General features: G+C 35.9%; 19 protein-coding genes. 9 read left to right on the forward strand and 10 right to left on the reverse strand.

Features of this window, described 5'->3' with window-relative positions; genetic code table 11:
• Positions 1-7: 7 nt before the first annotated feature.
• Together VBZ51_RS06970 and VBZ51_RS06975 are read left to right on the forward strand one after the other, a co-directional pair.
• Positions 8-1,807 carry a M61 family metallopeptidase gene (locus VBZ51_RS06970; protein ID WP_416576475.1) on the forward strand — a complete coding sequence of 600 codons (1,800 nt, stop codon included), beginning with the start codon at positions 8-10 and terminating at the stop codon, positions 1,805-1,807.
• Positions 1,808-2,341, forward strand: coding sequence for a GNAT family N-acetyltransferase (locus VBZ51_RS06975; RefSeq protein ID WP_416576476.1), 534 nt, complete (start codon positions 1,808-1,810; stop codon positions 2,339-2,341). It begins immediately after the preceding gene.
• On the opposite strand, the gene VBZ51_RS06980 is transcribed toward VBZ51_RS06975, so the two are convergent.
• From VBZ51_RS06980 to VBZ51_RS07015, 8 genes are all read right to left on the reverse strand, one after another.
• Positions 2,342-2,872, reverse strand: coding sequence for a hypothetical protein (locus VBZ51_RS06980; protein ID WP_416576477.1), 531 nt, complete (start codon positions 2,870-2,872; stop codon positions 2,342-2,344).
• Between the two features lie 70 nt (positions 2,873-2,942).
• A complete protein-coding gene (locus VBZ51_RS06985; RefSeq protein WP_321825851.1) occupies positions 2,943-3,221 on the reverse strand; it encodes a F0F1 ATP synthase subunit epsilon in 279 nt (92 codons plus the stop codon).
• Positions 3,222-3,285: 64 nt separating this feature from the next.
• Positions 3,286-4,794: a F0F1 ATP synthase subunit beta gene (gene atpD / locus VBZ51_RS06990; RefSeq protein WP_058104851.1), complete on the reverse strand. Its 1,509-nt coding sequence runs from the start codon at positions 4,792-4,794 to the stop codon at positions 3,286-3,288.
• 169 nt (positions 4,795-4,963) lie between these two features.
• On the reverse strand, positions 4,964-6,598 hold the full coding sequence (locus VBZ51_RS06995) for a G-D-S-L family lipolytic protein (protein WP_416576478.1): 1,635 nt from the start codon (positions 6,596-6,598) through the stop codon (positions 4,964-4,966).
• Between the two features lie 18 nt (positions 6,599-6,616).
• On the reverse strand, positions 6,617-9,406 hold the full coding sequence (locus tag VBZ51_RS07000) for a TonB-dependent receptor (RefSeq protein WP_416576479.1): 2,790 nt from the start codon (positions 9,404-9,406) through the stop codon (positions 6,617-6,619).
• A 256-nt stretch (positions 9,407-9,662) separates the two neighbouring features.
• Positions 9,663-11,507: a glutamine--fructose-6-phosphate transaminase (isomerizing) gene (gene glmS / locus VBZ51_RS07005; RefSeq protein WP_058104848.1), complete on the reverse strand. Its 1,845-nt coding sequence runs from the start codon at positions 11,505-11,507 to the stop codon at positions 9,663-9,665.
• Positions 11,508-11,662: 155 nt separating this feature from the next.
• Positions 11,663-13,582 (reverse strand): DUF4270 family protein, encoded by a 1,920-nt coding sequence (locus VBZ51_RS07010; protein WP_416576480.1) that lies wholly within the window; start codon positions 13,580-13,582, stop codon positions 11,663-11,665.
• A gap of 5 nt (positions 13,583-13,587) precedes the next feature.
• Positions 13,588-14,397: a glycogen/starch synthase gene (locus tag VBZ51_RS07015; protein WP_058104846.1), complete on the reverse strand. Its 810-nt coding sequence runs from the start codon at positions 14,395-14,397 to the stop codon at positions 13,588-13,590.
• 102 nt (positions 14,398-14,499) lie between these two features.
• Here VBZ51_RS07015 and panC point away from each other — a divergent pair, with 102 nt between their 5' ends.
• The 6 genes from panC (at position 14,500) to radA (ending at position 19,498) form a co-directional block, all read left to right on the forward strand.
• Positions 14,500-15,345, forward strand: a complete 846-nt coding sequence (panC, locus tag VBZ51_RS07020) for a pantoate--beta-alanine ligase (protein ID WP_416576481.1) — start codon at positions 14,500-14,502, stop codon at positions 15,343-15,345.
• A gap of 8 nt (positions 15,346-15,353) precedes the next feature.
• A complete protein-coding gene (panD, locus tag VBZ51_RS07025) occupies positions 15,354-15,704 on the forward strand; it encodes an aspartate 1-decarboxylase (protein WP_058104844.1) in 351 nt (116 codons plus the stop codon).
• Between the two features lie 3 nt (positions 15,705-15,707).
• Positions 15,708-16,673, forward strand: coding sequence for a lysylphosphatidylglycerol synthase transmembrane domain-containing protein (locus VBZ51_RS07030; protein WP_416576482.1), 966 nt, complete (start codon positions 15,708-15,710; stop codon positions 16,671-16,673).
• A 29-nt stretch (positions 16,674-16,702) separates the two neighbouring features.
• Positions 16,703-17,845, forward strand: coding sequence for an alpha/beta hydrolase (locus VBZ51_RS07035; RefSeq protein WP_416576483.1), 1,143 nt, complete (start codon positions 16,703-16,705; stop codon positions 17,843-17,845).
• Positions 17,846-17,893: 48 nt separating this feature from the next.
• Positions 17,894-18,064, forward strand: coding sequence for a hypothetical protein (locus tag VBZ51_RS07040; RefSeq protein ID WP_157490896.1), 171 nt, complete (start codon positions 17,894-17,896; stop codon positions 18,062-18,064).
• 72 nt (positions 18,065-18,136) lie between these two features.
• Positions 18,137-19,498, forward strand: a complete 1,362-nt coding sequence (gene radA, locus VBZ51_RS07045) for a DNA repair protein RadA (protein ID WP_416576484.1) — start codon at positions 18,137-18,139, stop codon at positions 19,496-19,498.
• Positions 19,499-19,603: 105 nt separating this feature from the next.
• On the opposite strand, the gene VBZ51_RS07050 is transcribed toward radA, so the two are convergent.
• Entirely contained in the window at positions 19,604-20,644 is a 1,041-nt protein-coding gene (locus VBZ51_RS07050; protein WP_416576485.1) for an aldo/keto reductase, read from the reverse strand.
• Positions 20,645-20,714: 70 nt separating this feature from the next.
• Positions 20,715-21,479, reverse strand: a complete 765-nt coding sequence (locus VBZ51_RS07055; RefSeq protein WP_416576486.1) for an exodeoxyribonuclease III — start codon at positions 21,477-21,479, stop codon at positions 20,715-20,717.
• Between the two features lie 128 nt (positions 21,480-21,607).
• On the opposite strand from VBZ51_RS07055, the gene VBZ51_RS07060 reads away from it, so the two are divergent.
• Positions 21,608-22,129: a DUF3575 domain-containing protein gene (locus VBZ51_RS07060; protein WP_416576487.1), complete on the forward strand. Its 522-nt coding sequence runs from the start codon at positions 21,608-21,610 to the stop codon at positions 22,127-22,129.
• Positions 22,130-22,141: the final 12 nt, after the last annotated feature.

Here is a 22,141-nt window from a genome sequence, read left to right on the forward strand (position 1 = left end):
CTAAGATATGCGCTATCTCACCCTTTTACTTTTTTTAGGATTACATATTTCAAGTATTACCGCACAATCTAGTACCTATGTAATATCATTTGATAATGCGGTACATCACGAAGCCGATATTTCAGCAACCTTCAACGAAATAGTTGAAGACACTTTATCACTTAGGATGAGTCGCACATCACCAGGTAGGTATGCACTTCATGAATTCGCTAAAAACTTATATAACTTAAAGGCATTTGACAGTAAGGGAGATGCACTACCCATTTCAAAAAACAACCCATATGAATGGCTTGTTCCTAAACATGATGGCACTGTAAAAATCACCTATACACTTTATGCCAATAGAGCGGACGGAACGTATTCTCAAATTGATGAGACACACGCCCATTTGAATATACCGGCAACCTTTATGTACGCCCCATCCCTAAGCACAAGAAAAATCACTGTAGATTTTAAAACCAGAGATGATTTAAATTGGAAGATAGCTACACAATTACCTTTAATAAAAAACAACACCTATAGCGCTCCAAATCTGCAATATTTTATGGATAGCCCAACCGAATTAAGCAATCACAAACTAAGGGAATTCAATATAGACGGGCAAACCATAAAATTAGCGTTACATGGTCCATGTACCGAAGAAGAAGCATCCACATATTTTGAGAAAGTAAAAAAAGTGGTTCTTGCCGAAAAAGAAATATTCGGAGAGCTACCCGCATTTGATTATGGTTCTTATACTTTTATTGCTTGCTATGTACCAAATGCTTCCGGTGATGGCATGGAGCATAGAAATTCTACAATTTTGACCAGCACCAGAACATTATCAAATGGTGGCATGGATAGAAATATAGGGACCGTTTCACATGAGTTTTTTCATAGCTGGAATGTGGAACGTATTAGACCAAAATCTTTGGAACCGTTTAATTTTGAAGAAGCGAACATGAGTGGTGAATTATGGTTTGCAGAGGGCTTTACAAGTTATTATACCAACCTTATTTTATGCAGGGCAGGCTTAATTACACCTGAAAAATATGTAGAAGGATTAACAGGCACTTTTAACTATGTGTGGAATTCACCTGCAAGACAATTCTTTAACCCTATAGAAATGAGTTACCAAGCTCCTTTTGTAGATGCGGCAACTTCCGTAGACCCCGTTAATAGAGAAAATACCTTTATTTCATATTACTCTTACGGCAGTGTTCTTGGGTTAGCTTTAGATTTACAACTACGTAATGAAGGTCTTAATTTAGATGATTTTATGAAGCTGGTTTGGTCAACCTACGGTAAAACCGAAAAACCTTATACCATTGAAAATTTGAACGAACTATTGAACACGTACGCCGGTAAAACATTCGGCAATAACTTCTTTAATAGTTTTGTTTATAAAAGCGAAATGCCGCAGTATAACGAACTATTTAAAACAGTTGGCATAAGTATGTCTCAAAATGCAGAAATAGCCTATTTTGGTGCCGCTGTATCTATAACAGATGATTTAAACGGTAAAATTGGAAGCAATACCAAAATTGGGAGTCCGGCTTACCTTGCCGGATTAGATAAAGACGATATCATTACTTCAATAAACGGAGAATCATTCCCTAATGGAATTCAATTTAATACGTTTATCAATGAAGGATTCAAACCAGAAGACACTCTTTCAATAACCTTTTTAAGAGATGGTATGGAAAGAAAAACTGAGGTCATTTTAACCTCTGAACCAGACTATGCCATTAACTTAGTGGAGAAAAATGACAAAGCTCCTACAAAAAAAGTATTAAAAGCCCGCCAAGCTTGGCTAAAAGTTGAATAAATGAGCTTAATATATACCACCGCCACAACCAAAGAAGAATTAATACAAATTCTTTCTTTACAACAGATGAATTTAAAATCAGCTGTTTCCGATCTAGAAATGCAACAAGAAGGATTTGTAACCGTACATCACAATTTAGATGTGCTAACTAGAATGAACAACGCCTGCCCCCATATTATCGCAAAAGATGGTGATAAGGTAGTAGGTTACGCACTTTCAATGACTGATGATTTTAAAGATGAAATTTCAGTTCTAAGACCAATGTTTACCGAATTGGAAAATGTAAACATTAAAAATTTTATTACCATGGGGCAAATCTGTGTTGCCAAGACCCATAGAAAAATGGGTGTTTTCCGTGGACTCTATAACGCCATGAAAAAAGCCTCTTACCCAAAATATGATGCCATAATTACCGAAGTTGATGCTACAAACAGCAGGTCATTAGGTGCACATTACGCCGTTGGTTTTGAGAAAATTTGCACTTATCATTCTTTGGGTCAAGACTGGGAATTGATTTCTTTGAAGACGAGTTGATTAATTCTCTATCTCAATTTCTATCCATTTATAATCATTAGGAACAGTTGCATCCAATAAATCTACATTTAGAGCTTTTGCAACGTTTTTACCCAATAAAAATACCGGATTCTTTAATTCACTTTCAAATATATTAAAATGCTTATTTGTGCTATACCATAAGTTTGCTTCGAATACAAAATTACCATTAGCCAAAGGTTGTTTAAAAACAGAAACATACTCAATTTCAGGTAGTTTTTTCCATTTACCAAATTTTATTGGTCCTACGCAATACTGAATTTTGTACTTTTTATTATTCAAATCAAATAGTACATCCTTTACTACAGAAAAAGCCAGTGCGCTAGGTAGAAGAAAAATAACTAATTCAATAGTCCGTATTCCTTTCTTTAGTACTTCTGTTTCAAAAGAAAATTCAAAATCAATAAAATAAAAAAATAACAATGTAGTTATTGCCGTATAATGTATAGCTGCAATGACAAGTTGCCATAGAGGACGATTTCCTTCTGATATAATTATATTCTTCTTAACCACTTATATTAAATAACGAAAAAAGCCATACTTATCGTATGGCTTTTTCTCTATAACTAATATAACTAGTGACTTAATCCGCTAGTACAATTACCTTATTATTCTTAAGTTCAATAGTACCACTAGAAATTTCTAAGACCGTATTCCCGGCAGCATCTTTAGTGAACTTAGACGCATACTCTTTATCTAGAGTTATATTGCCCGCAACTTTCACCTTACCCTCTTGTAATAAAGAAACAATTGGAGCGTGATCTTTTAACATCTGAAACTCACCATTTATACCAGGTACCGTAACTGATGTTACTTCGCCAGCAAATAAGGTTGCTTCTGGTGATACAATTTCTAAATACATATCTCTTTTACTTATGAGTTATGAGCTATGAGTTTCAATTCTGAACTCTAAACTCTGAACTTAATTACGCTTCAGTCAACATTTTTTCACCAGCCTCAATCGCTTCTTCGATTGTACCTTTAAGGTTAAAAGCTGATTCTGGCAAGTGATCTAATTCACCATCCATAATCATATTAAATCCTTTGATAGTCTCTTTGATATCAACTAAAACACCCGGTATACCTGTAAACTGCTCTGCTACGTGGAATGGTTGAGATAAGAAACGTTGTACACGTCTTGCTCTACCTACCGCAGACTTATCTTCTTCAGATAATTCTTCCATACCTAAAATGGCGATAATATCCTGAAGTTCTTTATAACGTTGTAAAAGCTCTTTTACTCTTTGCGCACATGCGTAATGCTCTTTCCCTAAAATTTCAGCTGTTAGAATTCTTGACGTCGAATCTAAAGGATCTACCGCAGGGTAAATACCAAGCTCGGCAATTTTACGAGACAATACAGTTGTTGCATCTAAGTGAGCAAAAGTTGTTGCCGGTGCTGGATCCGTTAAATCATCCGCAGGCACGTAAACCGCTTGTACCGAAGTAATAGAACCTCTTTTAGTTGACGTAATACGCTCTTGCATAGCACCCATTTCCGTAGCCAACGTAGGTTGGTAACCTACCGCAGATGGCATACGACCTAATAACGCCGATACCTCAGAACCTGCTTGGGTAAAACGGAAAATGTTATCTACGAAGAAAAGTACATCTTTACCTTGACCATCACCTGCTCCATCACGGAAATATTCAGCAATTGTCAACCCTGAAAGTGCAACTCTAGCACGTGCTCCAGGTGGCTCGTTCATTTGACCAAAAACGAATGTCGCTTTTGAACCTTTCATAGCTTCTTTATCAACTTTGGTCAAATCCCATCCGCCATCTTCCATAGAGTGCATGAAATCATCACCGTACTTAATAATACCAGATTCCAACATCTCACGAAGCAAATCATTTCCTTCACGAGTTCTTTCTCCTACTCCTGCAAATACTGAAAGACCACCATGACCTTTAGCAATGTTGTTGATCAATTCTTGGATCAATACCGTTTTACCTACTCCGGCACCGCCAAATAATCCAATTTTACCACCTTTTGCATAAGGTTCGATCAAATCGATAACCTTAATACCAGTGAACAAAACTTCCGTAGATGTAGAAAGATCTTCGAATTTTGGAGCTTCTCTATGTATTGGAAGTCCGGCTTCACCTGCTTTAGGCAAATTACCAAGACCATCGATAGCATCACCGATTACATTGAACAAACGACCATATACGTCATCACCTACCGGCATTTGAATCGCACTACCTGTAGCCACTACTTCAACCCCTCTACTAAGACCATCGGTAGAATCCATAGAAATAGTTCTTACCGTATTCTCGCCAACATGAGATTGAACTTCCAAAACCAATTTTGATTTGTCCTTATTGACAATTTCCAAAGAATCATAGATTTTAGGAAGATCTGCACCTGATTGAAATTCTACATCAACTACGGGGCCAATGATTTGCGAAACTTTACCTGTAACTTTTGACATTACTTATATGTTTATATATTACGTTTAATAAAACCTGAAAAATATGCTCTCATTTTCAGGCTGCAAAGATATAGTTTTCAATTTTAAAGAAAAACTGTTTTTTTTCTTTTTTACAAAAGTAAAAAGGTGCCCTAAGAGCACCTTTCCTAAATTCATATTTTACACACAATTATTGTAGTGATGCCGGGTAATTCGTAGGATAATCTCCTACGTTCAACAAATTACCGGATTCTTCAAAATTAGAACCATACGTTGCATCTATTGCCTTCATGAATTCATTAGCCAACAATGCATATCCTCTTGCAGTTGGATGTATACCATCTAAAGAGAATGCGCTACCAGTTACCAAATTTGAGGTTAATGTAAAATCACCACTTGTTATTCCTCCATTCGCCAATTGGTTCAATAGTCCATTTGCATCAACTAGAGCTAAACCTGCTTGATTAGCCGTAGCTTCTATAATTTGATTGAAAGCCGCTGTAGCCACGGCAATTTCTTCTTGCTCACTAGGAATTAACACCCATTTATCTTCTAATGGCAATGATATACCTTCCACTGAAAACTGTCCTGCCAATGTCTGTGGTAAACCTGCAGCCATAAGAGCAGTAACAGATTCTATATTTACCGTTCCTATAATAGAAGAACTTGGTAATACGAACAAATCATTTGCAGTTGCTTCTCTGGTTTGCCCATAAGTACTACCCAATAACCCCGCCACTAAAGGCGCAGCTTCTACCGGCAGTCCAAAAGATTGTACAAAAGCCGGAAATGTAGGACTTGCACTAAGTACACCAGCTATTTGAGCTGACAAATCGGTCAACGTTTCATCTCTTATTACGACTTCACTTGCCGCGGTTGTGGAAAATTCTATGGAGCGCTCTGGCACACCCAAGAAAGCATACACTTGATTCAATTGCCCAAAAATGCCATTTAAAGTAGCAATTTGATCACCAAAATCTGGATTGGTAGGATCTAACGGGTTATGTGGCACTGTTGTAAAATGAGGCACATCTGTAACATTAGGAATGTTGGCAACGACCCCTTGAGCGCCACCTGCAGTTAACGTTGCGATCAAAGCTCCATAACTACCATCAAAACCTTGACCTGGCGCACCGGAAATAGGCGTAATAGGATCTGTTCCGTCACCTCCCGTAGTGGCATATCCTAACACATCATTATTACCTATCCATAAAGAGAAAAAACTAGGGGACTGACCAACTGCCATTTCTAAAACGCTAATATCTGGCGTGGCACCGGTCATTCTTACAAAATAAGGATTAGCAAGACCTAATTGTACGTTAGCTATATTACCATATCCCGGTGCTAACAAATGAAAACTTTTTGCACCAGGCACCCCTAGGTTATTAAAAGGTCCTGTTGGGTTATTTAAAGCAATATCCGTGGTAACGGTTACATCCCCAATTAAAGATTCTAAAGAAACGGGACCCGCTCCACCAAATACTAGTCTAGGATCTTGTATTCTAGTACCCGCAAGTGCAAGACCACCAATATTATCATTGGTTAAAGGTTGACTAAAACTACCCCCACCTGCAAGGCTAAATTTTTGCGATAACAGATTGGGCATAGACAATGTCTGACTAGCTTGAAATAAAGCTCCATCTGTAAAACCTGCCGTTAAAGAGTTACCTAATGAAACATAATTAGAGAAATCTGCAGAACCAGCAGTTAACGCGGGCAATTCCTCTACAATGACCTCTGGTTCTAAATCAACATCTTCTGGGTCGTTACAAGCCGTAAAAGCCAAGACACCTAAAGAAATATATAAATATTTTAAGTTTTTCATTTCAACTTTTGATTTTAATTAGTTGTTAATTGTCCAAGAAACATAGTACATAGACCCAATAAGACCCGTACCGAACGCAGTGTTATATTCTTTACCCGTTAGGTTTGTACCCCCTAATTTGAAAGAAGATTTTATACTTGGAACTTCATAGTTAATTTGCGCATCAACTACATGAAATTCAGGGATTACACCATTACCAAAAGTAGCTTCCCAGAAATAATCATCGCTAAATCTAAAGGACACATTAAACCCGAAATTTTCAAAAAGTTCCTTATTACCAAAAGAAGCTTTAAACTTGTGTTCTGGAGTATTGAAGTTCAGCATTACATCTGGATTGGCTTCACGATCAAAATCCAGTTTTGTAAATGTATAACTACCACCTAAATCAAAATTACCCAACACCTTAACATCAAGACCAATAGATGCTCCATAAGAATTAACATTAGCATCAGTATTGGTGTATGTACTATATGCCTGGAAATCTCCATTAGCTATTGCCGCAACTGAAAGTCCGCCATCACCAACTTCTCCATAGTAAGGAGCAACAACTACCTCTTGAGAGATGAAATCTTGATAGCTGTTATAGTAGGTACTAAAATCAATAACTAATTTATCGACCTTACCTCTATACCCGATTTCAAAAGAAGTTACTTTTTCTGGCTTCACTAAATCTGGATTTGCAACTTCAAGAACCGAAGGGTCACCTGTCTCAGCCAAAGCGGTGGCAGAAGCTGCGGAGTAAGAATTATTATATGCAGCTGCACCAGTTTGTGTAACCGACGAAGGTTGACCTAACAACTGACCTGTTGCACTAACATCAAAATCTCTTGAATATTGCTCTAAATTATCAGGTGCAGAACCAACTAAAATTGCTCTACCGGCATCCAAACCAATAAACAGATCCTGAGTAGTAGGATTTCTAAATCCTGTTTGAGCAGACGCTCTTATATTATGATTTCTGTTCAATGTATAACCTGCAGACAATCTTGGAGAATAAAAACCATCAAAAAACTCAGATTTATCATACCTGATAGACCCCGTTAGTTTTAAACTTTTTTCTCCTGCCATAGGTAAAGTCTTTTGAACCTGTGAATAAATTCCGAATTCTGAATAATCAATAGGTCCGTCTTCCTCTGAATCTGTATAAATAGTACCTAAAGAATTTAAACTATATTCTCTAAAAGAGCCACCAACTTGTATTTCCGCCCAATCAATTAAATGACTAAAGTTATAATTAGCGTCAGCATGGTAGTATTTAGATTGATCATAGAATTGTGACCCTACACTTAAATCCGGATCTTTTATTACCCTATTAAATGCAGCTTCGAACTCTGGCGTACCTGGCAATAGTCTACCAGATTCAGCTTGTGCCCTTGCAGCAGCATGTGCCTGCTGGTCAGTAGCACCTGCCAATGTTGCCTGTACATATGCACCCGTATATTCACCAAACCATGTATTATCATCTTTCCATGCTCTGTTAATATTAATTCCGGTAAAAACCATATCATAAGAATCACCAGCTTTATCACCAACTACATAACCCCTTACAAAAAAGTTATCATTTTTGATTTCCAATTTATGTTGTTCTTGAAAGAAACCAGCAATATTATATCTATTAGTACCTTGATAAATAGTATTACCTGTACCCACTTTACCTACATAAGAAATTTCTAAACTATTATCTTCAATGGGTCTATAATACAAGCCCCAATCCGCTTTAATACTTTCTGCATTGTAATTGGTTAGATCACTTTCATTATACCCGGTTCTACTAACAATTTCAGAAGGCACCAAAGCATTTGCCCCAGAAGGTAAAACACCTAAGCCCTCTAGCGTAAGTGCAACCTCTTTAATATTGGTAGCAACCTCATCACCATAAACGTTAATACCGTCATAGTTTAGGTTATCACGCGTACCACCAACTGTATTTCTATCATCTGTATTATTAGCAGCCCAGTCCGTACCTTTTAAGTAACCAAAATTAACCTTAGCCGCAAACTTATCGCTGAACTTATGTGCAGCCCTAATACCAAAATCAGTATAAGAATTATCTCCAGAAGCTTGTTGAGAAGTAATACCTTGTTTAATAGATACACTGATACCTTCATAGTCAAAAGGGCTTTTACTTCGCATAAACAAAATTCCATTAAATGCATTTGCCCCATATAGTGCAGATGATGCCCCAGGCAACAATTCAACACTTAACACATCTGGTTCTATAAGACCAACTAAATTACCAATAGGGAAATTCAATGCAGGTGTAGAGTTGTCCATACCATCTACAAGTTGCATAAAACGTGTATTGGCAAAAGATGCGAAACCCCTGGTGTTAACCGATTTAAATGTTAAACTGTTTGTGTTAACGTCTACACCTTTAAGATTTTCAAGACCACCATAAAAATCGGCAGCCGTGGTATTCTTTATTTCCGAAATACCAATTCTCTCAACGGTTACCGGAGATTCAAAAATACGCTCAGGAGTTCTTGAAGCAGATATGACTACCTCATCCAAAAAGGTTTGAGATTCATTTAATACCACGTTAATAGTTTGGTTCGCACTAGTAATATCTTCTGTACTACTCGTATAACCAATACTTGATATTTCTATTTTGAAAGGTGGCACTTCTGATGTAGCCAAATTAAAATTACCATCAAAATCTGTTACAGTCCCAATGGTTTTGCCAACAATAACAATATTGGCCCCGGGGATAGGCACGTTGTCCTGGTCAACAACATTACCACTGATATTAGTTTGGGAATACGTAAAGGTTCCCATAATCATCAATGCTAAAAGTAGTATTGCTCTCATTCTTAATTATAGTTTAAAATTAGTTGTGGGTTAAGATACAGATTATTTTATACCAATAATAGTAATTTGAAAAAAATTATGCATGCATAGTATTATTTTAATAATTATATAGCTGTTTTACTAGTAAAAACGTAATTAACTTTTCTTTTGCAATCAACTAAAAATCAACTTAATCTACCAAATTCATTATTTGACTGAACAAAAAAAGGGGTGTGATCGCAATCACACCCCTTTTTTAAATTATTATAATTTTCTTTTATTCCACCGTTACAGATTTGGCAAGGTTTCTTGGTTGATCAACATTACAACCTCTCATTACTGCAATATGATACGAAAGCAATTGCAAAGGTATCGTAGTCAATAATGGTGTTAAGCTCTCTAAAGTTTCTGGCACTTCAATTACATGATCCGCCAACTCTTTTACCTGCTCGTCACCTTCAGTAACAATAGCTATTATTTTACCTTTTCTAGATTTTATTTCCTGGATATTACTAACCACCTTTTCATAGTGACCTTTTTTGGTCGCAATTACAAAAACTGGCATATGCTCATCTATTAAGGCTATTGGACCATGTTTCATTTCAGCTGCTGGATAACCCTCCGCATGAATGTAACTGATTTCCTTTAATTTTAACGCACCTTCTAAAGCCACTGGAAAGTTATATCCCCTTCCTAAATAAAGACAATTAGTTGAGTCTTTATAAACATCGGATATTATTTCGATCAATGTATTTGATTCTAAGGATTTTTCAACCTTTGTAGGAATTGTTTCCAACTCAGTTAAATATTCGTGGTATTTAGACTCCGAAAAAACGCCCTTAGCTTTTGCCAACTTTAGGGCCATGAGTGTCAATACCGTAATTTGAGTGGTAAAAGCCTTGGTAGAAGCAACTCCTATCTCTGGTCCGGCATGAGTATAAGCACCAGCATCTGTCTCTCTTGCGATAGAGGACCCTACTACATTACATACACCAAATACAAAAGCACCACGTTCCTTCGCCAATTTAATGGCCGCTAGGGTATCTGCTGTTTCTCCAGATTGCGAAATTGCAATTAGAACATCCTTATCGGTAATTACCGGATTTCTATACCTAAATTCTGAAGCATATTCCACTTCAACAGGAATTCTTGCTAAATCCTCAAATATATATTCCGCCACTAAACCAGCGTGCCAAGAAGTACCACACGCAACTATTATAATTCTGTTAGCATTTAAGAATTTTTCCATATTAAGATCAATTCCTGCCATTCTAATCAGACCTTGGTCCGCTAACAAACGCCCTCTGTATGTATCCTTTATAGCTCTTGGCTGCTCATAAATCTCTTTTAGCATAAAGTGATCATAACCACCTTTCTCTATTTCTTCGAGATTCATTTGAAGTTCTAAAATTCTAGGATAAGCAACGGCATCATCCTTAATTTTTCTAAGTTTTATTTCTTTCCCAAGTCTAATAATAGCCATTTCTTCATCTTCAAGATAAACAGCATTATTAGTAAATTCTATAAATGGTGAAGCATCTGAAGCAATAAAAAATTCATCTTCACCAATACCTATCGCTAATGGACTTCCCAATTTAGCTACAACTATTTCGTCTGGTTTTCTTTTATCAAATACAGCAATAGCATATGCTCCCACTACTTGATTAAGTGCTATTTGCACAGCTTTCCCTAATTTAACATCTTCGGTTTTTTTAACCTCCTCTATTAAATTAACAAGTACTTCGGTATCAGTATCCGATTGAAAGGTATACCCACGTTTGGTCAACTCTTGTTTAATAGCCTCATAATTTTCTATGATACCATTATGTATAATGACCAAATCTCCGGAATTGGAATAATGCGGGTGCGAGTTTACATCATTAGGAACACCATGTGTTGCCCAACGTGTATGACCTATACCTATTTTTCCAGCTTGAGAAATTTCCTTTGCCTTATTCTGTAAATCTTCTACTTTACCTTTCGTTTTTGAAAGGTTAATTTGACTGCCATCATATAATGCAATACCAGCACTATCATAGCCACGATATTCTAATCTTTGAAGTCCTTTTATTATTATAGGAAACGCTTCCCTATGTCCTATGTAACCAACAATTCCGCACATATTAATTTCTATTTGAGTATTAAGTTTAAATCCTAGGGCAATAAAATTAAATAATTGCGCCAATAGACTTAAACCATTTAGTGTTGACAACGTAAATAATGTATAAGTGGTATGTCAACATCCAAAATAATGACAAAAATAACTAGAACAACGTATTAATTTGCCTTGGTGTAGATGATTTCTAATTTTAAACGCTTATCAAAATTTGGATCGGTAGTCTCTAAATTACCGCCATACAAAATTGTACCCAAAGATGTAACCGTAGAAGTAATAGGTAATTCTTCTTCACCATTGGCAACCTTTGCATCGGATATATTCCAATTCTGAATATTGGTTGACAATGTTAAACCAAGTGTAGCATTTGTTGAATCTCTCACTACCATATCGTTGATATGATCGGTAATTTTCACAGAATAAAGGACCCCTTTCCCGTTCGTTTTTTGAATTACTCCATCATAATTCGGGTAAAAACTAAATAAATTTGGAGTACCAGCTACAGCTAAAGCCTGATCACTTGACGTATCAATTAAGGGAAATTTATTTTCGGCATTGTACAGATAAAGTCTTGGAGGCTCTAAAGTACTACCCACAGCATCTAATTGATCTCTATCAATATAAAAAACCAAATTTGCTTCATTTATCACCCAATTCTCACTTCTAATTTGCTCTAAAATATTTTCACCACCATCCTCTTCAAATAAATTAATTTCAGCATAAGTACCGGGACCTCCTTTTAAATATATTCTTGATGCATTTTCACCGGTATCTAAACTCTCTAATATTTGAGGACCATAATTCTCTGTAATTATAGTGTTCACCGCATTTCCAGAGATAACACCTGTAGATGTATTCTGTGTTAAAAATGAAAAGGTAAAATCTCTTTCTAAAATATTATTTGGGTTATCATCACTTGTATCATCAGTTGTACCATTGGTATCATAGTTTGTATAACTATACGTCATAGTAATATTTGAGCTTCTTAAATCGAACATAAAAAGAACATCATTACCATCACTATCAACAATTGAAAAATGAAGCCCACGAATAAATTCAGTAAAATTTGATTGACTGATCAATTCTGAACTACCCTCTTTATCCAAAATATTTTCCTGAAAAAAATCATTGTCCAATGCTACCCTTATTCCCGGTGGCAATTTTGTAAAAGTTTGTGACTCATCCACATCTTCAGTAGATTCATCATCTTCATTCGGAATTAAAATCTCCTCATCAATAATTTCTACATCGCCTTGGAATAAAGGATCGCCTGTAACAAAATCCGGTGAAAACACCTGATTAGAATAATACTGTTGTGCTTCCTGAAAACTGGCATTTGGATCTAGATCTCTTAAAAAGAAGGTTGAACGCTCTACCTTTAGATTAAATTTTGGTAATGGAGACTTTGCTACATCATCATAATTTACTCCATTAATATAAATACTATCTAGCTCTACCTTCTCCGCAAAATTGTCAGCAAATATAGTGGCGCCGTCCGGATCATTAAGACCATCTCGATCAGCATCTACACTTGTGTCATCTAAGGGATCTGTATTCGATGCAGTTTCTATAATATTGGAAACCCCATCACCATCATTATCATTATCACTATTTTCTGGCTCGGCATCATACTCATCGGCAACACCATCTCCATCAGTATCCAATGAATTTGTTAAAAAAGGTATATATAAATAAACTTCTTCAACGGTCTCATTTTCCTGAACCGTAGTTATTGCTTCATCTGCAGTACCCGCCCTATCTTCTTTATCTTGAGAAAAACTACCGAAGGAAGGATTCGCCGTACTTAGAAATATTTGCGATGTTACAGAAGCTTCTGTTCTACCATAAACCGGATCGTTATATGTACCCAATTGATAAACTGCCAATTTATTGGTCTGTACCGCTTCTATATTTTTATTATAAGCAAAAACATCATAAACCTCTTTACCCGTAGCAAATGGCTCATTACCAACTACTCCAGAGCCTATAGTAGTTAAATCTTGCTCGCAAGACACCAATAGACCCAATATCAAAAACAATCCCAAAAACTTAGGGAAAGCGGACTTAGCAATAAAATTCATTCAGATTATTTTAAAACTTCGGTGTTATAAAAATTTGCATAAGCCTCTTCAAATTCTTGAACAGGGACATATGGCAACACTGGTTTTTCTTGGTTGGTAATGTGACTTTCCAATTCATCTGGAATATCTTCCGAAGCTAAAATAACAGCATCGGAGTAATCAACAGCCACCTTTAACAAATTATTATAGGTAGGCTCACCTAATGAAGCAATTTCCTCTTCAGGTATACCATCAAAAGAAATTCTTTTAATCATATCCTTATCCAAGGCACCTTCAAATGTTTTACCGTATACCGACAATACAATTTTACTGTCAGCAAAAAGTGGCTCATCAGCATAATACTTTTTCAAGTACAACGGCAATAAACTCGCCATCCAACCGTGAACATGTATAATATCTGGTGACCAATTCAATTTTTTCACGGTTTCCATAACACCTTTTGCAAAAAATATTGCACGTTGGTCATTATCCGGAAATAAGTTTCCTTGTTTATCCGTAAAGGTTGCTTTCCGCTTAAAGTACTCTTCATTATCAATAAAGTAAACCTGAATTCTTTCTTTTGGAATTGATGCCACTTTAATGATCAATGGCATATCCATATCATTAATGACCAAATTCATTCCAGAAAGTCTAATTACTTCATGTAACTGATGTCTTCTTTCATTGATGTTTCCATATCTAGGCATGAATATTCTAATCTGGCCACCATTGCTGTTGACCATTCTAGGTGCTTCATAAGACATTAAGGAAACTTCGTTTTCGGGTAAGTAAGGAACTAATTCAGAAGATACAAACAATATCTTTTTACCATTCATAAAGGTTATATTTTATTTTTCACTGGAACGTAACCGCAAAATTACAAAAAATATAGAGATTAGCAGTAATTATAGTAAGTTTGCTCGCTAATGCAATTTTCAATGCAGGTAATAAAGACGAAAAAAGTACTTACGGAAAAACTTAATAAACTTGGCAGCAGCCTAAATTTAGGTCTTGTACCTACCATGGGAGCGCTACATCAAGGGCATGCATCTTTAATAAGGAAAGCCGTTGAAGAGAACGATAAAGTCGTAGTCAGTATTTTTGTAAATCCTACACAGTTCAATAATTTAGAAGATTTAAACAAGTACCCTAAGACCTTAGATGCTGATTTACTTTTAATTTCCGAAATATCTGAAGACATTATTGTATTTACGCCGGAAGTCACTGAAATATATCCTAAAACCGTTGTTCCAAAAATTTACGATTTTGATGGTTTGGACAAAGTCATGGAAGGAGAATTTAGAGATGATCATTTTAACGGTGTAGGCACCATTGTAGAAGAATTGCTTATTGTAGTACACCCTACTAGGGCGTACTTTGGAGAAAAGGATTTTCAACAACTACGTATTATACAGAAACTTACCGAAATAAGACAAATACCGGTTGAAATAATTGGTTGTGAAATTGTTAGAGAAGATCATGGGTTGGCCATGAGTTCCAGAAACGAAAGGTTAAGCAAAGAAACACGACTAAAAGCAGCATTCATTTACGAAACCTTAAAGGCTGCCAAAATCAAATTTGGCACGGATAATGCACTGAGTATTAAAGAATGGGTAGTTAATGAGTTTAAAAGAACGAATGATTTTGAACTTGAGTATTTTGATATAACCGACGTCGAAACCCTAACACCCATAATTGAAAAAACAAATAATTTAAAATACAGGGCCTTTATTGCCGTTTACGTAGAGAACGTAAGGTTAATAGATAACATAGCCCTAAATTAATTGAAGTTATGCAAGTAGAAGTAGTTAAATCTAAAATACACCGTGTAAAAGTTACCGGTGCCGATCTTAATTATGTTGGCAGTATTACAATTGATGAAGATTTAATGGATGCCGCTAATTTTATTCGTGGTGAAAAAGTTCAGATTGTCAATAACAATAATGGCGAAAGATTAGAGACTTACATTATTCCCGGTCCACGAAAAAGCGGTGAGATAACGTTAAATGGTGCCGCCGCAAGAAAAGTCGCCGTTGGTGATGTTTTAATTTTAATTTCCTATACTTGGATGGATATTGAAGATGCAAAGAAATTTAACCCTTCTTTAGTTTTTCCTAATGAAGAAAACAACCTATTAACTTAGAAGTTGACCGACACTCTGAAAAAAAATCTTAAAATTATACTCCCAATTGCCTTGGGAGTTTTTTTGGTTTGGTACTCTTACAATTCTACTACACCTGATAACAGAAAGGAAATCCTATTTTATATTAAAGAAGCCAATCCGCTTTATGTATTCCTTTCGGTATTATTGGGCATTCTTGGTCATGTTTCCAGAGCTATCAGATGGAATTACCTTTTAGAACCTTTAGGGTATAAGCCCAAGCTTTTAAACAATATTCTAATAATTCTAACCTCTTATTTTGCCAACCTTGGTATACCCAGAACAGGAGAAATCTTAAGGGCAACCGCATTGACCACTTATGAAAATGTTCCTTTTGAAAAAGGCTTTGGCACTATCGTTACAGAAAGGGTAATAGACGTAATAATGCTGCTTTTGGTAGTGACTATAGCATTTTTTCTACAAACAGATATCATTTTAGGACTTCTACAAGAACGTGGTTTTAACGCAACCACCCTAATACTTATGGCATTGCTTGGCGCAGCCCTGTTCTTGCTGTTTATATTTTTCATTAAAAAATCCAATAGTACAATAGCCAATAAAATTAAAACCTTTGTAAAAGGATTACTTGATGGCGTGTTCAGCATTTTTAAAATGAAAAATAAATGGCTGTTCATTCTGCATACATTTTTTATTTGGGGCTGTTATATCGGCATGCTTTGGATCATAAAATTTACCGTACCAGAAACCATTTCCCTGTCACTAAGTCAACTATTGGTAGCCTTCGTTGCAGGAGCCTTTGCAATGGCAACAACAAACGGTGGTATAGGACTTTATCCAATAGCAGTAAGTAGTGCTTTGGCCATCTTTGGAATAAGTTCTGTCTCTGGAGATGCTTTTGGTTGGATCATTTGGATCGCACAGACTTTAATGATAGTTGTTTTTGGTGCAATATCTTTTCTTCTATTACCGTTATTGAACAGAAGCAAGTAAGTTTACTTAGATCTAATCAATTACCCCTTATGCGTTATCTATACTTTTTTTTCGCACTATTATTTGGTTTCACCTCTTATGCACAAGTGACCCAAGAAATTTTTGAGTCTTTTAAACTGCAAGAGCGAAGAGATGTACATTACTACTTTCCAGAAAATTTAGATGAATCTAAAAAATACCCTATAATCATTGTACTTGATGGCGAGTACCTTTTTGAACAAGTTGTAGCAACATCCAAATTTTACAGTAGATTTCATGGTATGCCGCAAAGTATTGTTGTAGGTATTGACCAAAGCAAAAACGATCTAAGATATGAAGATTGTGCTTTTGACCCCGAAAACGGACTACCATCTGAAAAAGGCAAAAGCTTCTACGAATTCATAGGCATGGAGCTAATACCCTATCTAGACCTTAACTATAGCACCGCTCCCTTTAAAATGATAGTAGGTTATGATATCACCGCAAATTTTATGAATTATTGGTTATTTAAAGATAATTCTATTTTTGACGGTTATGTTAGTATTTCTCCAACACTAGCACCAGAAATGGAAAGCAGGCTACCTATGAGATTAGGCACTTTTGACAATCAGATTTTTTACCAATTGATCGTTGAAGGGGAAGAGAGTAATGACAGGCAAAGAATTTTGGGCATGAACACTGATATAAAAGCCATTGATAAAGAGTCTCTACATTATTTCTTTGATGAATATACCAACGCAGATCATATTTCTGTAGCTACCTACGGTATAGGGAAAGCATTTGACAATATTTTTGGCATGTTTAAACCCATAAGTCCAAAAGAATACAAAACACAAATTCTTACCAGTGAAGAGCCTGTTTACAATTATCTTGAAAACAAATACCAAGGCATAGTTGATATGTTTGGCTTTAGCAAACCTGTAGAATTAAATGACATCATGGCAATTTATGCCGCTTCTAGAAAAAAAGAAGATTTTGAATCGTTAAAACCATTATCTGATCTTTGCAAAAAAGAATACCCAGAGACTATGCTAGGATTTTATTTTGAGGCCGAGTATTATGAACAACTGGGCGAACCCAAGAAAGCATTAAGAACATTTGAGAAATCTTTTCAAATGGAAGAAATAGATTTTTTAACTAAAGAAATGGCCCTTGAGAAAATGGATGCACTGAAAGCCGATTTTGGTTTTTAAACAGAATTAATAAACGGCTAGTCCCAAATTAGCCTAACCTACTTAATTATGATTAAAATTGACGCAATGTACTTCGTGTTCTCCGGAGTGCTCTTTACTTACTTTGGATTAAAAGGAGAATTTAATCTGGCGTACAACGGAATTGCCCTTTTCATGGCATGGGCATCATTTTTTCTAGCTTTTAGCGCTTTTAAAAAAGAAAGGTCGAGTAAAAATTGATTCTAAATTTGATTTAAGAATTTACTCATCTCAAACTTCTTGCTACCTTTAGCCACTTTTTAAATACTAAAGATGGCCAAAACAAAAACTGCCTTTTTTTGTCAAAATTGCGGCACCCAATATGCAAAATGGGTCGGGCAATGTTCCGCTTGCAAACAATGGAACACTGTTGTTGAAGAGGTTGTACAAAAAGAAGAAAAATCTAGTTGGAAAACCCCTTCACTAAGCTCAAAAAGAGTTTCAAAACCTCTTTTGGTCAACGAAATTAGTATTGAAAAAGAAGTTCGTTTAAATACTTTTGATCTTGAATTCAATAGAGTTCTTGGTGGCGGATTAGTACCTGGAGCATTGGTGCTCTTAGGTGGGGAACCTGGTGTAGGAAAGAGTACATTACTGCTTCAAATTGCCTTAAAACTACCGTATAAAACCTTATATGTTTCAGGCGAAGAAAGCCAAAAACAAATTAAAATGCGTGCTGACAGAATTCACCCGAATAGTGAAACCTGTTTTATACTTACAGAAACCAAAACTCAAAATATATTTAAGCAAATTGAAGCTACAGAACCAGATATTGTAGTCATTGATTCTATACAAACGCTGCACTCTGATTATATTGAATCTGCTGCCGGAAGTATTTCTCAAATTAGGGAATGCACTGCGGAACTTATAAAATTTGCCAAAGAGACCAATACACCTGTCATTTTAATTGGGCATATTACAAAAGACGGTTCTATTGCCGGACCAAAGATTTTAGAGCATATGGTTGATACCGTTCTTCAATTTGAAGGCGACCGTAATTATGTTTACAGAATTCTAAGGTCACTAAAAAATAGATTTGGATCCACAGCGGAACTTGGTATTTACGAAATGCAAGGTAGTGGCCTAAGAGAAGTCAACAATCCGTCAGAGGTATTAATATCCAAAAATGATGATGGTTTAAGTGGTACTGTCATTGCAGCTACCGTTGAAGGCATGCGGCCACTGCTTATAGAAATTCAAGCTTTGGTAAGTACCGCGGTTTATGGAACACCTCAACGTTCAACTACGGGCTATAATGTTAAAAGACTAAACATGCTCTTGGCCGTTTTAGAAAAACGTGCTGGCTTCAAACTAGGTGCAAAAGATGTTTTCTTGAATATTACCGGTGGCATATCCGTAGACGACCCCGCTATTGATTTGGCAGTTATCGCCGCAATTTTATCGAGCAATGAAGACATACCTATTGACAAAGGCATTTGTTTTGCTGCAGAAGTTGGGCTTGCAGGTGAAATTAGACCTGTACAAAGAGTTGAACAACGAATTCTTGAAGCGGAAAAACTAGGCTATGAAACAATTATTATTTCAAAAAATAATAAAATAGGCCTTAAATCAACCAAAATAAGAATTCTATTGGCTTCTAAAATTGAAGAAGTTGCCGGTAATTTATTTGGTTAACGTTTATCTCTCATTATTCTAGCCAAGACCATTATAATTATCACAACGGCAACAATAACCACTATTTGCCCAAAGCCGACTTTAAAGAATATTACATTGTTCATATTATGGAGCCGGATTTGGAATTGAACCGTGTATGGCTTCTATTTCTTTAAGAACATCATCAGAAAGAGTAACGTCTATACTGCCAATATTTTCTTCTAGCTGCCTTAAATTTGTTGCGCCTATAATTGTACTGGCAACAAATGGTCTTGTATTCACAAAGGCCAATGCCATTTGGGCTAAAGTTAAACCGTTGGCCTGGGCAAGTTCATAATATTTTTTGGTAGCCTCAACAGCCGTATCTCCAATATATCTATTGTACTGGGGAAACAGGCTTAATCTTGACCCTTCCGGCATTCTATCACCCAAATATTTACCACTCAGAGCACCGAAACCCATTGGCGAGTACGCCAATAGCCCAACTTGCTCTCTCATGGCTATTTCCGACATTCCCACTTCAAACAATCTGTTCAGCAAACTATAAGGGTTTTGTACCGTTATAGTTCTTGGCAAAGTAACATGTACCTTACTTTCTTCTAAAAAACGCATGGTTCCCCATGGCGTTTCATTTGACAAACCTACGTGCTTGATTTTTCCCTCACGAATTAAATCGCGCATAGTCTCCAAAACCTGATGAATATTATCTTCCCAATGGTCAGAAATATCATGTTTGTAACCCCTTTGTCCAAAGTAATTGGTATTTCTATCTGGCCAATGTAATTGATATAGGTCAATATAATCTGTTTGCAATCTAGTTAAACTACCTTCAACAGCTTCAATTATGGCCTCTCTGGTAAATCCTGTAGTACGAATGAACTTTGTCATTTCTGCTTTTCCGGCAATTTTAGACGCAAGTACAATGTCTTCTCTGTTACCATTTTTTTTGAACCAATTACCTATGACCCTCTCGGTATCGGCATATCTATCTTTATGTGCAGGTACGGGATACAACTCTGCAGTATCCAAAAAATTAATTCCCTTATCCAGTGCATAATTTATTTGCTCATGACCTTCTTCTTCGGTATTCTGGTTTCCCCAGGTCATTGTACCTAAACAAATTTTACTTACTTCAATTTCAGTGTGCGGTAATTTGGTATAGATCATTCAACTCTTTTAATTGCTTTCGAGAATTACAAAACTACTAAATATATTAAGGGTGAACGCATCTATATGATCAACTATCTAACTCAATTAAAATTGGACAGTGATCACTATGTTTGGCTTCTGATAATATAACGGACCTCAACAACCTTTCTTTCAATGTAGAAGCCACCATGGCATAGTCTAAACGCCAACCTTTATTGTTGTTTCTAGCATTTGCCCTATAACTCCACCATGTATAATTATTTGGCTCAGAATTAAACTCCCTAAAACTATCTACAAAACCACTGTCTATAAAATCCCCTATCCATTCTCTCTCAACTGGTAAAAAACCAGAAACATTTTTAAGTCCTACAGGGTTATGTATATCCCTAGCTTCATGACATATATTATAATCTCCCAACACAATAAGATTAGGATTGGTTTTTTTAAGTCCATCAACATACTGTCTAAAATCTGCCATATACATCAACTTGTGCTCCAATCTTTCAATGTTGGTACCAGAAGGTAAATACATGCTCATAATTGATACTTCACCAAAATCCGCTCTAATATTTCTACCCTCAAAATCCATATACTCTATACCGGTACCAAATACTACAGCATCTGGTTTAGTTTTCGAAAGAATTGCCACTCCGCTATACCCTTTTTTTTGTGCACTATACCAATAATTGTATTTATATCCCGCTTCTTCAAACAATGAAAGATCCAACTGCTCTTCATTTGCCTTTATTTCCTGCAGACAAACAACATCTGGCGAAACTGCAACCAACCAATCCAAAAAACCTTTTCTTATTGCCGCCCTAATACCATTTACATTGTAGGATATGATTTTCATGTATCTAAATTTTGACCTAAAAATAAAAAAGAGTTGTAGATTAAAGGTGTATACTTTCTTTTAAAATCATAATTTCACATTTTTAAAAGTATCCTTACAAGTCTGTTTTATATTATAATCATCTATTCATGAACAAGTTCATTTTTACAACGCTTCTAATATTTACAACAACATCTTCTTTTGCACAAACATATTATAATGACGATAATAGCCATGAGGTTAAACTGAATATTGGTCAGTTTTTAATTACTACTACGGTTGAACTTGGCTATGAATATTATATTAATGAAGATACCAGTATAGGAGGAACAATATATTTTGATGGAAAATCAACTGATTACAATGGTAACTTTGGTATAGGACCCAACTTAAGAGCTTATTTTGGTTTTGAACCAAAAAGTGGCCTCTTTGCAGAGGTCTTTGGTTTATATTACACAGGAGATGACGATGTAGACACTCAAAATATAGGCACAAGAAATTATGACTATTCTACCATTGCACTTGGTCTGGGTGGTGGTTATAAATGGGCTACCAGAAGTCAAAAATTTACCATTGAATTAAACGGAGGTTTGGGCAGAAATATTAACCCAGAAGATTTTCAAGATGACTTTATGTTTAGAGCAGGATTATCTTTAGGTTTTAGGTTTTAATGGGTACTTTTG

The sequence above is a fragment of the Maribacter sp. HS genome, from assembly GCF_048059195.1.
Lineage (GTDB): Bacteria > Bacteroidota > Bacteroidia > Flavobacteriales > Flavobacteriaceae > Maribacter > Maribacter dokdonensis.

Coding starts and splice junctions, on each gene's coding strand:
- VBZ51_RS06970 (WP_416576475.1), top strand. CDS start 8: ATGCGCTATCTCACCCTTTTACTTTTTTTAGGATTACATATTTCAAGT.
- VBZ51_RS06975 (WP_416576476.1), top strand. CDS start 1,808: ATGAGCTTAATATATACCACCGCCACAACCAAAGAAGAATTAATACAA.
- VBZ51_RS06985 (WP_321825851.1), bottom strand. CDS start 3,221: ATGTATTTAGAAATTGTATCACCAGAAGCAACCTTATTTGCTGGCGAA.
- atpD (WP_058104851.1), bottom strand. CDS start 4,794: ATGTCAAAAGTTACAGGTAAAGTTTCGCAAATCATTGGCCCCGTAGTT.
- VBZ51_RS06995 (WP_416576478.1), bottom strand. CDS start 6,598: ATGAAAAACTTAAAATATTTATATATTTCTTTAGGTGTCTTGGCTTTT.
- VBZ51_RS07000 (WP_416576479.1), bottom strand. CDS start 9,406: ATGAGAGCAATACTACTTTTAGCATTGATGATTATGGGAACCTTTACG.
- glmS (WP_058104848.1), bottom strand. CDS start 11,507: ATGTGCGGAATTGTTGGTTACATAGGACATAGGGAAGCGTTTCCTATA.
- VBZ51_RS07010 (WP_416576480.1), bottom strand. CDS start 13,582: ATGAATTTTATTGCTAAGTCCGCTTTCCCTAAGTTTTTGGGATTGTTT.
- VBZ51_RS07015 (WP_058104846.1), bottom strand. CDS start 14,397: ATGAATGGTAAAAAGATATTGTTTGTATCTTCTGAATTAGTTCCTTAC.
- panC (WP_416576481.1), top strand. CDS start 14,500: ATGCAGGTAATAAAGACGAAAAAAGTACTTACGGAAAAACTTAATAAA.
- panD (WP_058104844.1), top strand. CDS start 15,354: ATGCAAGTAGAAGTAGTTAAATCTAAAATACACCGTGTAAAAGTTACC.
- VBZ51_RS07035 (WP_416576483.1), top strand. CDS start 16,703: ATGCGTTATCTATACTTTTTTTTCGCACTATTATTTGGTTTCACCTCT.
- VBZ51_RS07040 (WP_157490896.1), top strand. CDS start 17,894: ATGATTAAAATTGACGCAATGTACTTCGTGTTCTCCGGAGTGCTCTTT.
- radA (WP_416576484.1), top strand. CDS start 18,137: ATGGCCAAAACAAAAACTGCCTTTTTTTGTCAAAATTGCGGCACCCAA.
- VBZ51_RS07050 (WP_416576485.1), bottom strand. CDS start 20,644: ATGATCTATACCAAATTACCGCACACTGAAATTGAAGTAAGTAAAATT.
- VBZ51_RS07055 (WP_416576486.1), bottom strand. CDS start 21,479: ATGAAAATCATATCCTACAATGTAAATGGTATTAGGGCGGCAATAAGA.
- VBZ51_RS07060 (WP_416576487.1), top strand. CDS start 21,608: ATGAACAAGTTCATTTTTACAACGCTTCTAATATTTACAACAACATCT.